Source organism: Streptomyces sp. WI03-4A (assembly GCF_033792105.1).
GTDB lineage: Bacteria > Actinomycetota > Actinomycetes > Streptomycetales > Streptomycetaceae > Streptomyces > Streptomyces collinus_A.
Genome location: NZ_JARAUO010000012.1, coordinates 52495 through 67280 on the forward strand (window position 1 = coordinate 52495; position 14786 = coordinate 67280).

The 14786-nt window shown below is 72.3% G+C and carries 14 protein-coding genes; 10 read left to right on the forward strand and 4 right to left on the reverse strand.

The genetic code is table 11. The features are described from left to right. The first annotated feature begins 31 nt into the window (after positions 1 to 31). The 5 genes from mqnE (at position 32) to PV343_RS15345 (ending at position 3496) form a co-directional block, all read left to right on the forward strand. Positions 32 to 1195: an aminofutalosine synthase MqnE gene (mqnE, locus tag PV343_RS15325; RefSeq protein ID WP_319147461.1), complete on the forward strand. Its 1164-nt coding sequence runs from the start codon at positions 32 to 34 to the stop codon at positions 1193 to 1195. A 36-nt stretch (positions 1196 to 1231) separates the two neighbouring features. Next, positions 1232 to 1891, forward strand: a complete 660-nt coding sequence (locus PV343_RS15330) for a UdgX family uracil-DNA binding protein (RefSeq protein WP_319147462.1) — start codon at positions 1232 to 1234, stop codon at positions 1889 to 1891. A 16-nt stretch (positions 1892 to 1907) separates the two neighbouring features. Then, complete coding sequence (locus tag PV343_RS15335; protein WP_319147463.1) at positions 1908 to 2432, forward strand: GNAT family N-acetyltransferase; 525 nt, start codon at positions 1908 to 1910, stop codon at positions 2430 to 2432. Between the two features lie 87 nt (positions 2433 to 2519). Then, positions 2520 to 2819: a DUF4229 domain-containing protein gene (locus PV343_RS15340; RefSeq protein ID WP_319147464.1), complete on the forward strand. Its 300-nt coding sequence runs from the start codon at positions 2520 to 2522 to the stop codon at positions 2817 to 2819. 26 nt (positions 2820 to 2845) lie between these two features. Continuing rightward, on the forward strand, positions 2846 to 3496 hold the full coding sequence (locus PV343_RS15345; RefSeq protein ID WP_319147465.1) for a TetR/AcrR family transcriptional regulator: 651 nt from the start codon (positions 2846 to 2848) through the stop codon (positions 3494 to 3496). Positions 3497 to 3543: 47 nt separating this feature from the next. On the opposite strand, the gene PV343_RS15350 is transcribed toward PV343_RS15345, so the two are convergent. Next, complete coding sequence (locus PV343_RS15350) at positions 3544 to 4470, reverse strand: MaoC family dehydratase (RefSeq protein ID WP_319147466.1); 927 nt, start codon at positions 4468 to 4470, stop codon at positions 3544 to 3546. Between the two features lie 303 nt (positions 4471 to 4773). On the opposite strand from PV343_RS15350, the gene PV343_RS15355 reads away from it, so the two are divergent. The 4 genes from PV343_RS15355 to PV343_RS15370 all read left to right on the forward strand — a co-directional run bounded on the left by PV343_RS15355 (position 4774) and on the right by PV343_RS15370 (position 11928). Next, positions 4774 to 6717 (forward strand): AMP-dependent synthetase/ligase, encoded by a 1944-nt coding sequence (locus PV343_RS15355; RefSeq protein WP_319147467.1) that lies wholly within the window; start codon positions 4774 to 4776, stop codon positions 6715 to 6717. Positions 6718 to 7012: 295 nt separating this feature from the next. Further along, positions 7013 to 7831, forward strand: a complete 819-nt coding sequence (locus PV343_RS15360) for a hypothetical protein (protein WP_319147468.1) — start codon at positions 7013 to 7015, stop codon at positions 7829 to 7831. A gap of 112 nt (positions 7832 to 7943) precedes the next feature. Then, complete coding sequence (locus tag PV343_RS15365; protein WP_319147469.1) at positions 7944 to 8738, forward strand: AfsR/SARP family transcriptional regulator; 795 nt, start codon at positions 7944 to 7946, stop codon at positions 8736 to 8738. 172 nt (positions 8739 to 8910) lie between these two features. Next, positions 8911 to 11928 carry an AfsR/SARP family transcriptional regulator gene (locus PV343_RS15370; protein WP_319147470.1) on the forward strand — a complete coding sequence of 1006 codons (3018 nt, stop codon included), beginning with the start codon at positions 8911 to 8913 and terminating at the stop codon, positions 11926 to 11928. A 215-nt stretch (positions 11929 to 12143) separates the two neighbouring features. Here the strand turns inward: PV343_RS15370 and PV343_RS15375 are convergent, their stop codons facing one another. The 3 genes from PV343_RS15375 to PV343_RS15385 form a co-directional block, all read right to left on the reverse strand. Next, complete coding sequence (locus PV343_RS15375; protein WP_319147471.1) at positions 12144 to 12347, reverse strand: hypothetical protein; 204 nt, start codon at positions 12345 to 12347, stop codon at positions 12144 to 12146. Positions 12348 to 12466: 119 nt separating this feature from the next. Continuing rightward, positions 12467 to 13186 carry a class I SAM-dependent methyltransferase gene (locus tag PV343_RS15380; RefSeq protein WP_319147472.1) on the reverse strand — a complete coding sequence of 240 codons (720 nt, stop codon included), beginning with the start codon at positions 13184 to 13186 and terminating at the stop codon, positions 12467 to 12469. 213 nt (positions 13187 to 13399) lie between these two features. Beyond that, positions 13400 to 13603 carry a cold-shock protein gene (locus PV343_RS15385; protein WP_004984723.1) on the reverse strand — a complete coding sequence of 68 codons (204 nt, stop codon included), beginning with the start codon at positions 13601 to 13603 and terminating at the stop codon, positions 13400 to 13402. A 287-nt stretch (positions 13604 to 13890) separates the two neighbouring features. On the opposite strand from PV343_RS15385, the gene PV343_RS15390 reads away from it, so the two are divergent. Beyond that, positions 13891 to 14739 (forward strand): menaquinone biosynthetic enzyme MqnA/MqnD family protein, encoded by an 849-nt coding sequence (locus tag PV343_RS15390; RefSeq protein ID WP_319147473.1) that lies wholly within the window; start codon positions 13891 to 13893, stop codon positions 14737 to 14739. Positions 14740 to 14786: the final 47 nt, after the last annotated feature.

The window sequence follows — 14786 nt, forward strand, 5'->3', positions numbered from 1 at the left end:
GTTGGTCGGGCTGTCGTAGAAAGGTGTTGGCATGGACGTCGGGCTCAAGCGCGAGCTGGAGGAGAAGGTCCGCTCCGGAGAGCGGCTGACCCGCGAGGACGGCATCGCGCTGTACGAGTCGGACGACCTGGCCTGGCTGGGCGGCCTCGCGCACGAGGTGCGGACCCGCAAGAACGGTGACGTCGTGCACTTCAACGTCAACCGGCACCTGAACATGACCAACGTGTGCACGGCCTCCTGCGCCTACTGCTCCTTCCAGCGCAAGCCGGGGGAGAAGGACGCGTACACGATGCGCATCGAGGAGGCCGTCAAGCTCGCCAAGGCGATGGAGTCGGAGAACCTCACCGAGCTGCACATCGTCAACGGCCTGCACCCGAACCTGCCGTGGCGGTACTACCCGCGCTCGCTGCGGGAGCTGAAGGCCGCCCTGCCTGACGTCTCGCTGAAGGCGTTCACGGCCACCGAGATCCACCACTTCGAGACCATCTCCGGGCTGTCCGCCTCCGAGATCCTCGACGAGCTGATCGACGCCGGTCTGGAGTCGCTGACCGGCGGCGGCGCCGAGATCTTCGACTGGGAGGTCCGGCAGCACATCGTGGACCACCGCACCCACTGGGAGGACTGGTCCCGCATCCACCGGCTGGCGCACGAGAAGGGGCTGAAGACCCCGGCGACGATGCTCTACGGCCACATCGAGGAGCCCCGCCACCGGGTCGACCACGTGCTGCGGCTGCGTGAGCTGCAGGACGAGACCGGCGGCTTCCAGGTCTTCATCCCGCTGCGCTACCAGCACGACTTCGTGGACATGAAGGACGGCAAGATCCGCAACCGCCTCCAGGCCCGCACCCAGATGGCGACCGGCGCGGAGGCCCTCAAGACCTTCGCGGTCTCCCGGCTGCTGTTCGACAACGTCCCGCACGTGAAGGTCTTCTGGGTCATGCACGGTGTGCAGACGGCCCAGCTCGCCCTCCAGCACGGCGCCGACGACATGGACGGCTCGGTGGTCGAGTACAAGATCACTCACGACGCGGACAACTACGGCACCCCGAACAAGCTCACCCGCGAGGACCTGCTCGACCTGATCCGCGACGCGGGCTTCCGCCCGGTGGAGCGCAACACCCGGTACGAGATCATCCGCGAGTACGACGGCCCGGACCCGCTGCGCCGGGAGTCGCCGCAGCCGATGCGCGTGTGACGTGACGCCGCGGTGCCGGACGGGTACCCGTCCGGCATGCCCGTCACCGGGGAACCGACGGCGCCCGAGGACGCCTACACCGCCGAGCCCTTCGTGCCCACGCGCGGCGGCCTCGCGGCCCTGCGCAGGGCCGCGGCCGGCTGCCGCGGCTGCCCCCTGCACCGGGACGCCACCCAGACCGTGTTCGGGCAGGGGACCCGGGACGCCCGGGTCATGCTCGTCGGGGAACAGCCGGGCGACCAGGAGGACCGGCAGGGCAGGCCGTTCGTCGGACCGGCCGGACGGCTCCTGGACCGGGCGCTGGCGGAGGCCGGGATCGACCCCGCCGAGGCGTACGTCACCAACGCCGTGAAGCACTTCAAGTTCACCCGGGCCGAGCCGGGCAAGCGCCGGATCCACAAGGCGCCGAGCCTGCGCGAGACGGCCGCGTGCGGGCCCTGGCTGGCGGCCGAGCTGGCCCTCGTCGAGCCCGAGCTGATCGTGGTGCTCGGCGCCACCGCGGGCAAGGCGCTGCTCGGGTCGTCGTTCCGGGTCGGCGAGGCGCGCGGCACGCTGCTGGAGCGGGAGATCCACGGGCGGCCGGAGCGGCTGCTGCCGACGGTGCACCCGTCCTCGGTGCTGCGCGCCGACGACCGCGAGGGGGCCTACCAGGGGCTCGTGGCGGACCTGAAAGTGGCTGCACGCACGCTCTCGTAATGGATACCATCGCCGCATGCCCCTTACTTTCACCCTGGACCCGGCGATCACCCCCGCCCTGCGCGACGGCGTCCTCGACCTGTGGACGGACGTCTCGAACGCGGGCGGGGCCGTGGGGTTCGTACCGCCGGTGACCCGTGACGAGATACGGCCCGAGCTGGTCCGGCACCTCGTCGCCATGGTCGAGGGGCGCCACCGGCTGCTGGTCGGGCACGACGAGTCGGGGCAGGTGGCCGCGACCGCCTTCTTCTCCTTCAACACGCACCGGCTGATGACCCACTGGGCGTGGCTGTACACGGTGATGGTGCACCCCCGGCACCAGGGCCGCGGCTACGGCAGGGAGCTGCTGGCGGCCGCCGCCGACGCGGCCCGCGGCTTCGAGGGCATCGACGCGATCCGGCTGACCTGCCGGGGCGGCCTCGGCCTCGAACGGTTCTACGCGTCCTGCGGCTACAAGGAGGTCGGCCGGGTGCCCGGCGCCATCCGGGTCGCCCCCGGCGACGACCGGGACGACGTCCACATGCTGCTGCCGCTGGCCTGACGCCGACCGGACCCCCCTCCCAAGATCGGGGCCGCACCGTGCTTCACTGGACGGTGCCCCATTTCATCATCGGAAGACTGGATTGAGATGCTCCGCTACACGCTGATGCGCCTCGGCATCTTCGCCGGCTGCCTCGTGGTCGTCTGGGGGGCCGTCTACTCGGGCATCTTCCCGCGCGGCTTCGGCGACTCCAACTTCCTGTGGGTGCTGCTGCTGGCGATGGTGCTCTCGGCGCCGATCAGCTTCGTGGTGCTGCGCAAGGAGCGGGACCGGGCCTCCGTGCGGATCGTCGGCAAGATGGACCGGATGAAGGCCAACCTGGAGGCCAACCGCAGCCAGGAGGACGTGGCCGAGGACGGCTCCCGGGCGCAGAGCCAGCCTTCCTGACCCGCCGGGGCCCATAGGCTGGGCCCATGGGTGCGGTGAAGACGAAGCGGATGCCGAGGGCGGTCCGTGAGCAGCAGATGCTCGACGCTGCCGTACGGATCATCGGACAGCGCGGCTACATGGCCGCCTCGATGGACGAGATCGCCGAACTCGCGGGCGTGTCCAAGCCGTTGGTGTACCTGTACCTGAACTCCAAGGAAGACCTCTTCACGGCCTGCATCCGCCGCGAGGCGGCCGCCCTCACCGAGGCGGTCCGCACCGGGGTGCGCCGTGACCTGCCGGCCGACCGCCAGCTGTGGGACGGCCTTCAGGCCTTCTTCGCGTACACCGCCGAGCACCCCCACGGCTGGTCCGTGCTGCACCTCCAGGCCCGTACCCACGGGGAGGTGTTCGCCGCCGAGGTCGCCGCGATGCGCGAGGACATCGTCGCGTTCGTCACCCAGCTCATCGCCGCCGCGGCACGCGACGCGCACCGGGACCCCCGGATGCCCGAACGTGAGGTCGCCGGGCTCGCCGAGTCCCTGGTGGGCGCCGCCGAGTCCCTCGCGACCTGGGCGAACGCGACCCCGGGCGTCACGGCCCGGCAGGCGGCGGCGACTCTGATGAACTTCGCCTGGGCGGGCCTGGGCAACCTGATGGGCGGCCAGATGTGGACCCCGCCGCCGGGCGAGTCCTAGGACCCCCGCCGCCCGGCCCCTTCCCGACCGGCCGGCCCGACTCGCGGCTACGCGTTCCCGCCGTCGGCCAGGGGCCGTACCTCGCCGGTCAGGTGGAGTCTGCCGTCCGGGGCCCGGAGTTCGAAGCGGCCGGTGCCGTCCGCCCCGTAGCCGACCGTTCCCGGCAGCAGCACGGGCGCCCGGAACTCGGCCCGGACCGTGGCGGGCTCGCCGGTGCCGTGGGCGGCCAGGCAGCGGGCGACGGTCCACATGCCGTGCGCGACGGCGCGCGGGAAGCCGAAGAGGCGCGCGGTGAAGGGGTGCAGGTGGATGGGGTTGCGGTCGCCGGAGGCCGCCCCGTAGCGGCGGCCGACGTCCGCACCGATCCGCCACTCGGCCACCGCGGGCAACGGGGCCGGTGAGCGCTGCGGTCCGGTCCCGTTGGTGCCGTGGGCGGTGCGGTGCCGGGCCAGGTAGGTGCTGCGGGACTCCCACACGGGGGCACCGCCGGTCCGCAGTTCCGTGACCACGGTGGCCTCGGTCCCGCGCCGGTGCGGGGCCAGTGCCTCGACGTGCACGGCGACTTCGTGGGTGCCGCCGGCCGGTACGGCGGCGCGGTGCGTGATCTCGATCGAGGTGTGCACCAGGCCCAGCAGCGGCAGCGGGAAGTCCCGCCGGCTCATCAGCCGCATGGCCAGCGGGAAGCCCAGGACGTGCGGATAGGTGACGGGCAGCGCGTCCTCGCCGTCGGCCGCGCCGGGCGCGAAGCCGCACACCCGCTCGTAGGCCGCCAGCCGGGCCAGGTCCACGCGCAGGCCGGGCAGCACCACACGGGTGCGCGGGAAGCCCGCGTCCGGGGCGGGGCGCTTGAAGGGGGAACGCAGGGCGCCGCGGGCCAGCAGCGGGGCCAGCGCGGGGGCTGAGGCCAGGGACACGGCGGCGGGAGCCTCACCGCCCGGGGCCGGGCCGGTGGAGCTCGGGTAGCGGTCGGCCATGTGCGACTCCCACGCGACTCGGTGCGAATTCCTTACTCTGGAGTAAGGTTACCGGAGGTAAGGTCGCGTCGGCGATCCCGGAGCGAACCTGAGCATCCCTCACACACCCCCTGGAGGCTGCACATGTCCGGCTCCGGATCATTCCGGAACCAGCACAGGCCCCCCACAGCCGCCTCGTACGATCCACCTGCCTGAACCGGCGGTAACCCCCTCACACGGCGCACCGTCGCTGAACGCCTCGGGGCCCGAGGCACGTACGTCATGCAGCAAGCAGTCCACCGCTGCACGCCCGAGGAGCCGCCCTTGTCCACCCCGTACCCGAACGCCCCCGTCTCCTCCGGCACCACAGTCCCGGCCACCGACTACGACGGCCGGCCCGTCCTCGTGGAGCCGGAGACCCGCCGCCTGGACGGAGCCGTGCGGGAGGCGTACGTGCCGCCCTTCGCGGCACCGGTGAAGCACGGCTCGCTCGCCGACCTGCCCTTCGACAACGCCGAGGCGGACCCCGGCGCGGTCGTGCTCAGCCGCAGGTCGGGCGACGGCCACTGGACGGACGTGACCACGGCCGAGTTCGCCGCGCAGGTGCTCGCCGTCGCGAAGGGACTGATCGCGGAGGGCCTGACGCCCGGCGACCGGATCGCCGTCATGGCCCGCACGACGTACGAGTGGACCCTGCTCGACTTCGCCGCCTGGGCGGCCGGCCTGGTCACCGTCCCCGTCTACCCCACCTCCTCCGTCTACCAGACCCGCTGGATCCTGCACGACTCCGGCGCCGTCGCCCTGGTCACCGAGACCGCCGGCCAGGCCGCCGCGATCGGCCCCGAACTCGGACGCATACCGGACCTCGGACACCTGTGGGTCATGGAGAAGGGCCACGTCGACCGGCTGGCGGAGCTGGGCACGCAGGTGCCCGACGGCGAAGTGGCCGTCCGGCGCGGCATGCTGGGCCCCGACACCCTCGCCACGCTCATCTACACCTCCGGCACCACCGGCCGCCCCAAGGGCTGCGCCCTCTCGCACGGCAACTTCTTCGCCGAGGTCGACAACGCCATCGAACTCCTCTACCCGATCTTCAAGGCGAAGGCGGGCGAGGAGGTGTCGGTCCTGCTCTTCCTGCCCATGTCCCACGTCTTCGGGCGGATGGTGGCGATCGCCTGCGTCCGGGCCGGGGTGCGCCTCGGCCACGCCCCGAGCCTGAAGGCCGAGGACCTGCTGCCCGACCTCGCCGCCTTCCGGCCGACCTGCCTGCTGACCATCCCGTACATGCTGGAGAAGATCTTCAACTCGGCACGGGCCAAGGCCGAGTCCGGCGGCCGGGCGGCCACGTTCGACCGGGCCGCCTCGGTCGCCGTGCGGTACGGGGAGGCGCTGGAGGCCCGCCAGACCGGCACCGGCGGCGGCCCCAACCGGGCGCTGCGCACCGCCCGTTCCTTCTACGACCCGCTCGTCTACCGGCGCATCCGCACCGCCATGGGCGGCCGGGTCAAATACGCCATCTGCGGCGGCTCGCCGCTCGGCCGCCGCCTCGCCGCCTTCTACGCCGGGGCGGGCATCGAGATCTTCGAGGGGTACGGCCTGACCGAGACCACCGGCGCCTCCACCGTCACCCCGCCGCTCAAGCCCCGTCTGGGCACGGTCGGCTGGCCGCTGCCCGGCACCCGGGTGCGGATCGCCGCGGACGGCGAGATCCTGCTCGCCGGCGACCACGTGCTGCGCGGCTACTGGGACCCGGGGGCCGGCGGCGTCGTCCCCGCCACCCGGGACGGCTGGCTGGCCACCGGCGACCTCGGCGAGCTGGACGACGAGGGCTACCTGACCATCACCGGACGCAAGAAGGAACTGCTGATCACGGCGGGCGGCAAGTCGGTGGCCCCCGCGCCGCTGGAGAACTGGCTGCGCCAGCACCCGCTGATCTCCCAGTGCATGCTCGTCGGCGACGGTCGCCCCTACGTGGCCGCGCTCGTCACCCTCGACCCGGACGGCATCACCCACTGGCGCCTGATGAACGGCAAGCACCCGGTGCCGCCCGAACTCCTGAAGGACGACCCCGAACTGACGGCCGTGCTGCAACGGGCGATGGACGAGGCCAACAGACTCGTCTCCCGGCCCGAGTCCATCCGCCGGTTCACCGTCCTGCCGGTGGACTTCACCGAGGAGGCCGGCCACCTGACCCCGTCGATGAAGCTGCGCCGGGAGCGGATCATGCGCGACTTCGCACCCGAGGTGGCCGGGCTCTACGCACGCTGAGCGGACCTCCCGCCGGCGTATGCGACGGCCGGTGGACCGGCCGGGACAACGTGGAAACCGGCTGATCTGCAATTGCCGTGAATCTGCCTGCGGCATGGAATCCACCCGCGGCAAGTGCCGGTGAACGGGTAGCGTAGGAGGGATGCATGCCCGTCCACCGGCTTGTCACCGAAGCGGAAGAAGTGCGCGACTTGGGCGAACACACCACCCCGGGATCCGGCCGGGACCGGATCGGTAACGTCCGCTCGTAGCCTGCCTTTCCACCCTCGCCGACTCCGTGATCCCGAGCAGAGGTATGAAAGAAGACAACGACGTCCGCCGGATCTTCCTGCTCAACCCGGACCAGCGCCTCGTCCGCGAGGCCGCGCTCGCCGGCGTCCAAGTGCGCTCCGTCCGGGTCGACGCCACCGACGAGGCGGCGCTGCGCGCGCCGCTCCGGGAAGCCGCCGAGGCCGGACTGTGCGTCAACCCCGCACGCGCCCTCAGAGTGCTGTCCGACCCCGCCGCCGTACAGCGCCTGGTCCGCGACAACCGGCTCTCGCCCGGCGGCACCCAGGTGGCGTCCGGCGACCTGCGGCTGACCGTGGAGACGCTCAGCGTGCACGGCATGCACCAGACGGCCGGCATCACCGCGGTCACCCCCTACGGCCTGCTGCACCCGGCCCCGCTCACCGACGACACGGCCGCCGAGGTGCGTGCCGTGGTGACCGCGCTGCTGGACCTCACCGGATACCAGTACGGCCCGGCGCACACCAGCGTCGCCGTCACCCCGCGCGGCCCGGTGATCACCGGCAGCCGGGCGGGACTCGGCGACGACCCGGTGCCCGAACTGGTCAAGGTGGCCGGCGGGTTCGACCTGGCGGCCGCGGCCATCGAGGTGCTCGCCGGGCGGCTGGTCGACGCCGTGCGCCCGAACCGGTTCGCCGCAGCGGCCCTGCTGAGCCCGCCGTGGCGGATGAAGACCACCGACGTCGGGGGACTGCCGCACGTCCGGCACGTCACGCCGCCCGAGGCGCTGCGCCCAGGGCACCTCGTCGTGCACGCCGACTCCCCCGAGGGCGCCGCCCGGCGGGTGGCCTCGCTGAAAGACCTGGTGGTCGGCGACGAACGCTGACCCGCGACCGGGAACGGATCGGGAACGATCCGGTACGGGTCGACCGCACCGTTGCTACGTCGCCGGAAGAAGGACGACGACGCCAGCGACGTCAACGGGAGGCGGAGCCAGGATGCTGAAGTTCTCGATCCTCGGGGCACTGCAGATCCGTACCGTGTCCGGCCCGGCGGAGATCTCCGGCGATCTGCAGCGCGTTCTGGTGCAGACGCTGCTGGTCAGCGAGGGTCAGCCGGTGTCCGGGGAGAGCCTGGTCGAGGAGATGTGGGGCGACTGCGTCCCCGACAACCAGTCCAACGCCCTGCAGGCCCACGTCAGCAGGCTGCGCCGCAAGCTGCGCGACCTGGAGCCGGGCCGGTCCGGGCCCCGGGTGACCATCCACCCGTCCGGCTACCGGCTCGCCGTGGCCGACGGCGAGCTCGACGCCGCCGAGTTCGTCAGGACCGTACGGCAGGCCGAGTCGGCCGCCCCGGGCGACGCGGAGCGCACCGCGCGGCTGCTCGGCGACGTCCTGGCCCTGTGGCGCGGGCCGGTCTTCGGCGGGTTCACCGGCGGGACGCTGTGCCAGCTCGCCGGCGCCCGCTACGAGGAGTACCGGATGCGCGCCATGGAACTGCGCTTCGACGCAGAACTGCGGCTCGGGCGGCACGCGGCGGTGCTCGCCGAGCTGACCGAGGCCCACACCAACCACCCGCTGCGCGAGCGCTTCTGCGAGCAGCTGATGGTCGCCCTGTACTGCTCGGGCCGGCAGGCGGACGCCCTCGACGTCTTCCGCCGGATGCGCCGCCACCTCGACGACGAGCTCGGAATCCAGCCATCCCCGGCCCTGCGGCAGGTCGAAAGCGCCATTCTCTGCCACGACCCGGCCCTGACCGGCGATGTGCGTTCCCCTCTCCTCCAACTCGCCTGAAGATGGTTAGCCTTTGGCTCGGACCGAGACGCACCGCGAGTAACGCGAAGTTGCCTTCCGTCGTCGCTCGTTCGGGGTACAACCTAGGATTGTCCCGAACAACTCGGGCTGGGTCACGCAATGGGGCGGGGGGGACGGGTTCGTGGAGTCGGCGGCATCCGGTCGGCCTGTCGTGCGCTTCAACATCCTCGGCTCGTTGGAAGGCTGGCACGGCGAACGGCGGCTGAGGCTCGGCAGCCCCACCCAGGAACGGGTGCTCGTCACGCTCTTACTCGAACCGGGACGCATGGTGCCGGTGCCCCGCCTGGTGGCCGCCGCCTGGGACGACGAGCCGCCGCAGACCGCGGGCCACCAGATCCGCAAGGCCGTCGCCGCGCTGCGCACCCGCATCCCCGGCGGCGCCTCGCTGATCGTCACCGACGGCGCCGGGTACCGGGCCGTCCTCGGCGACAACGAGCTGGACCTGGACGAGTTCGGCCGCCGCGCGGCCGAGGCCCGGCAGGCGGTGGCCGCCGGGCGGCCCGCCGAGGCGGTCGGCCACCTGCGGGCCTGCCTGGACCTGTGGCGCGGCCCGGTGCTGTCCGGCGCGGGCGGCGCGGTGATCTCCGCGGCCTCCGCAGCGCTCGAGGAACGCCACATGGCGGTCGCCGAGCAGTACTTCGAACTCCAGCTGGAATTGGGGGAGTCGGGCCAGCTCATCGGCCCTCTACGCGAGTTGGTCAACGCCCACCCGCTGCGGGAGACCCTGCGCGGACGGCTGATGCTCGCCCTGTACCGGGCGGGCCGGCAGGCGGACGCCCTGGAGGAGTTCGGCCGGGTGCGTGAACTGCTCGTCGAGGAGCTCGGCATCGACCCGGGCGCCGAGCTGACCCGGCTGTACGAAGCCATCCTGCGCGACAGCCCCGAGGTGGCACCCCGCGTCCCGCAGTCCGTGTCCGACCGTGCCGCCCTCCTCGTCCCCGCCCCGCTCACCCAGCCGGACCGGTCCGAGCCCGCGCCCTGCACCCTGCCCTACGACCTGCCGGACTTCACCGGCCGGGACGAGGAACTGGCCCGGCTGCTCGAGGTGGGCCAGGACCCGGCCGGGCAGGGCACCCGGATCGTCGGCGTGGACGGCATGGGCGGCAGCGGCAAGACCGCGCTCGCCGTGCACGCGGCCCACCTGCTCGCCGCGGACTACCCGGACGGTCAGCTCTTCGTCGACCTGCGAGGGTTCAGCCCGGGCGAGAAGGCCCAGGAACCGGGCGCCGTCCTGCACTCCCTGCTGCGCACCGTCGGCATCCCGGACGACCGGATCCCGGACGACCTGGAGCGCCGCACCCTCCTGTGGCGAACCGTTTCCGCCCAGCGCAAGATGCTGCTCCTGCTCGACAACGCCGCCGACGCCGCCCAGGTGCGCCCCCTGCTGCCCGCCTCCGAGGATTGCCTGGCCATCCTCACCAGCCGGGTCCGCATGCTCGAACTCGACGGTGCCGAATGGCTCTCCCTCGGCCTGCTCTCGGCCGACGACAGCACCACGCTGCTCACCCGCATGCTCGGCACCCAGCGCACCGCCGCCGAGCCCGACGCCGTCGGCGAACTGGCCCGGCTGTGCTGCGGCCTGCCCCTCGCCCTGCGCATCACCACCGCCCGGCTGCGCAACCGGCCCCGCTGGACCGTCCGGTACCTGGTCGACCGGCTCGCCGACGAGACCCGGCGGCTGCGCGAACTGAGCGCCGGCGAACGCAGCGTCGAGGCCACGCTCCGGCTGTCGTACCAGGCGATGGAGGCGGACCGGCGCGTCGCGTTCCGGCTGCTCGGACTGCACCCGGGCAGCGCCATCGACGTCCACTCGGCCGCCGCGCTGCTCGGCACCGACGTCCACGACGCCGAGGACGTCCTGGAGCACCTGCTCGACGCGCACCTGCTGGAGCAGCACGAGGCGGGCCTGTACGGATTCCACGACCTGGTGCGGACGTACGCGATGAGCGTGCGGGAGGCGCAGGACGACGAGGAGGGCGCGGTCGAGCGGCTGGTCGTGTACTACATGCTCGCCACCGACCGCTCCTGCGACGTGCTCTTCCCCGGCCGCAACCGGTTCGGCGAGCCACCGGCCGAGGGCACACCCGAGCTGCCCCGGATCGAGGGCCGGGACCAGGCGCTGCGCTGGTTCGACCGGGAGCACGAGGCGCTGCTCGCTGTCGTCGCGCAGGCCGGCGCGCAGCGGCTGCACAGCACGGCCGCCCTGCTCGCCCGCAACGTGCTGTTCTACCTCCATCTGCGCGGCCACTACGAGGAGTTCCGGGTCGTCAACCGGATCGCGGTCACCGCCTGCCGGCAGCTCGACGACCCGGGGCTGCTGAGCCTGAGCCTGTCCAACCTGGCCGTGGCCCACTGGTGGCTCGGCGACTTCCAGGACGGCATCACCACCGCCCAGGAGGGCCTTGAGGTGGCCGCAGGACACGACCGGCGCACCGAGGCGAGCTGCCTCGACGTGCTCGGCCTGCTGCACGGCGCGCTCGGCAACTTCGACGCGGCCCGCACCTACCTCGCCCAGGGCATCGCCCTGCACGAGGAACTGGGCGCGGTCCGGATGGAGGCCCAGGCGCTGGCCAACCTCAGCACCGTGCAGACCTGGGCGGGGCACTACGCCGAGGGCGCCCGGTACGCGGCCCGGGCCACCGAACTGAACCGGCGCATCGGCGAGCGCGGCAACGAGATCCACTCACTGACCTACCTGGCGCTGGCCCACCTCGGCACCGGGGAGGACGAGCGGGCGCGCGCCTGCCTCTCCCAGGCCCTCGAACTGTGCGACGACTCCCGACAGCCCGGCAACGTCGCCTTCGTGCTGGCGCACTGGGCCCGGATCTGCCAGCGCCTCGGCGAGCGGGACGCGGCCGCCGAACACGCCGAGCGCGCCCTCGACCTGGTCTCCGCGGAGGGCACGGTGCTGCGCCAGGCGGCCGTGGTCAACGTGGTCGGTCTGGTCCACCTGCGCGGCGGCGCCCCTGCCCGGGCGATGGAACTCCACCGGCACGCCCACGAGCTGGCCTCACGGCTCGGCTACCGCTTCGAGACGGCCCGCGCCCTGCACGGCATGGCCGAGGCGGCGCAGGCGCTGGGCGACGAATCGACGGCGTCGCGCCACCAGTCGGCGGCGGACAAGATGTACGACGCGATGGGGGTGACCCCGGAGGGCCGCCGCCTGTGACGCCGGGTGCCGCCGCCGTCCGTCCGCGGTCCTGCCGCGCGCCGACGGTATCGGCCCGGTGCGGCTCGGCCCAGGCCGGCCCGGTCCGGGTCGATACCGGTCCAGGCCGATCAGATTCGGTACCGGTCCGGTCCCGGTGCGCAACGGCACCGACCGGGCGGGTGCCAGGCCGGTGCCGTCGACGTCGTGCGCGTGCCGTGCGAGCGGCCGCGGGATCAGGCGTGGATCAGCGTGGGCTCCCGGTCGTCCGCCAGGAAGGACACGGAGTGCGAGTGGCTTCCCGTCGCTCCCGAGGCGATGTGCACCAGGGCGTCCTGCACACCGGTCGCCGGGACGGCCGCCGCGGTGCCGAGCGTCAGGACTCCTGCGCCGGCGAGCGTGGCCAGAACCGTCTTCGTACGCAGTGTGATGGTGCGCATAGGTGAAACCCCCAGGAAGAGACGGACTCGTGATCCGGTCGCCGGGCCTCTCCCCAGCGCCGTCACCGATGCTCTTGGGAGGCGATCCCCATGCCGTCCCCGCCGGTTCCCGGCCCGGGTCAGGCTCCCGGTACTCCTGGTTTCAACTGGTTCTGGGCCTCCTCGGGGCGGGGTCTCCGGGCGAACAGGAAGGCCTGGGCCACCTGCTCACCGAGGGATTCCGAGGGTTCGCGCACGGTCCGGGAGAGGACGCCGAAACCGGCGTCCGTGAGCAGCTCCGCGACGTGCTCGGGGCGGCGCCGGTGGAAGTCCAGCACCACCGGGTGACCCCAGGGCCGGTCGTGGCGGCGGGTGTGGTCCCCGGCCTGGAACCCGAGCAGGAGGTGGCCGCCGGGCGCCAGCACCCGGTGGAACTCGGCGAAGAGCGCGGGCAGTCGCTCGGCGGGGGTGTGGATGCTGGAGTACCAGGAGACGACCCCGGACAGCGCGCCGTCCGGGAGGTCGAGCTCCAGCATGGAGCCGAGCTCGAAGCGCAGCCCCGGGTTCTCGCGCCGGGCGATCGCGAGCATGGACTCCGACAGGTCGAGCCCGAACACGTCCAGGCCGAGCGCGGCGAGGCGTCCCGTCACCCGCCCGGGACCGCAGCCGAGGTCGGCCACCCGGCCGCCGGGACCGACGAGTTCGGCGTACGTGGCGAGCAGAGCCAGCTCCAGGGGCCGGCCCACGAACTCGTCCCGGAAGCGGTCGGCGTAGTCGTCGGCGACGGTGTCCCAGAAGACGCGGGTGGCGGCGATGAAGTCATGGGCGGGCGGGCCGGAAGGGGGGTGGGCGTCAGTCATGGACAGCGACCGTAGTGGCCGGCTGTGACAGCGCACCGTGGCGAACGGACGGCGGAGAAGGGAAACTCGACGCCGGCGATTGTCCACGATGGCGCACCCGGAGAATTCGCCGGGAATTCACCGGGACGACGGCCCGGAAAAGGCAGGAGCCCCGTCGCCGTACGGCGCGGGGCTCCTTGGGTACTGCACTCAGGTTCTGCGATCAGGCAGTGATCAGACGGGGGTGACGTTCTCCGCCTGCGGGCCCTTCGGGCCCTGCGTCACGTCGAAGCTCACCTGCTGGTTCTCCTCGAGGGAGCGGAAGCCGGTGGCGTTGATCGCGGAGTAGTGAACGAAGACGTCGGGGCCGCCGCCCTCCTGGGCGATGAAGCCAAAGCCCTTTTCGGCGTTGAACCACTTAACGGTTCCGGTAGCCATAAGCCCTCCTTGGGCCCAAAAGGGTTGCCCTGCTCCAGAACCTGCACGTGCGAAACGGTGCTGCACAACTGCATTCGTCTGAAAACGACGAGAGCCCGCGGTCACATGCTCCGCAGGCTCTGTACTGCAAGGGAAACCAAACTGCAACTTGCGGCGAGCCTAGCATGTGGGCAGCCGAATGCAATAGAGGTCAAGATCACTTCACCCGAAGGTTTGAACCCTCGGGTGGATGTGCTGACGGTGGGGTCGGTCTGAGCACCGTACAGGACGGGGTCTAGTCTCGCGATGTGGACAATTCTCGCACCCGGCCGCGCGTCGGCCACATCCAGTTCCTGAACTGCCTGCCCCTCTACTGGGGGCTCGCGAGAACCGGCACGCTCCTCGACTTCGAGCTGACGAAGGACACCCCGGAGAAGCTCAGCGAGCAGCTCGTGCGCGGCGACCTGGACATCGGTCCGGTCACCCTCGTGGAGTTCCTGCGCAACGCCGACGACCTCGTCGCCTTCCCGGACATCGCCGTCGGCTGCGACGGCGACGTGATGTCGTGCGTGATCGTCTCGCAGGTGCCCCTCGACCGGCTGGACGGCGCCCGGGTCGCCCTCGGCTCGACCTCCCGGACCTCGGTCCGGCTGGCCCAGCTCCTGCTGGCCGAGCGGTTCGGCGTGCGGCCCGACTACTACACCTGCCCGCCCGACCTCAGCCTGATGATGCAGGAGGCGGACGCCGCCGTCCTCATCGGCGACGCCGCCCTGCGCGCCAACCTGATCGACGGACCCCGCTACGGGCTCGCCGTCCACGACCTGGGCGCGCTGTGGAAGGAGTGGACGGGCCTGCCGTTCGTCTTCGCGGTCTGGGCGGCCCGGCGCGACTACGCGGAGCGCGAGCCGTTCATCACCCGCAAGGTCCACGAGGCCTTCCTCGCCTCCCGCAACCTCTCCCTCGAGGAGGTCGGCAAGGTCGCCGAGCAGGCCGCCCGCTGGGAGTCCTTCGACGAGGCCACCCTGGAGCAGTACTTCACCACCCTCGACTTCAGCTTCGGCGGGCCGCAGCTGGAGGCGGTCGCGGAGTTCGCCCGCCGGGTCGGCCCGACGGCCGGCTTCCCGGGGGACGTACGGGTGGACCTGCTGCAGCCGTGAACCCCGCGGCACTACGCTGCGGACAGCAGTGAGGCGTTGCGCAAAGG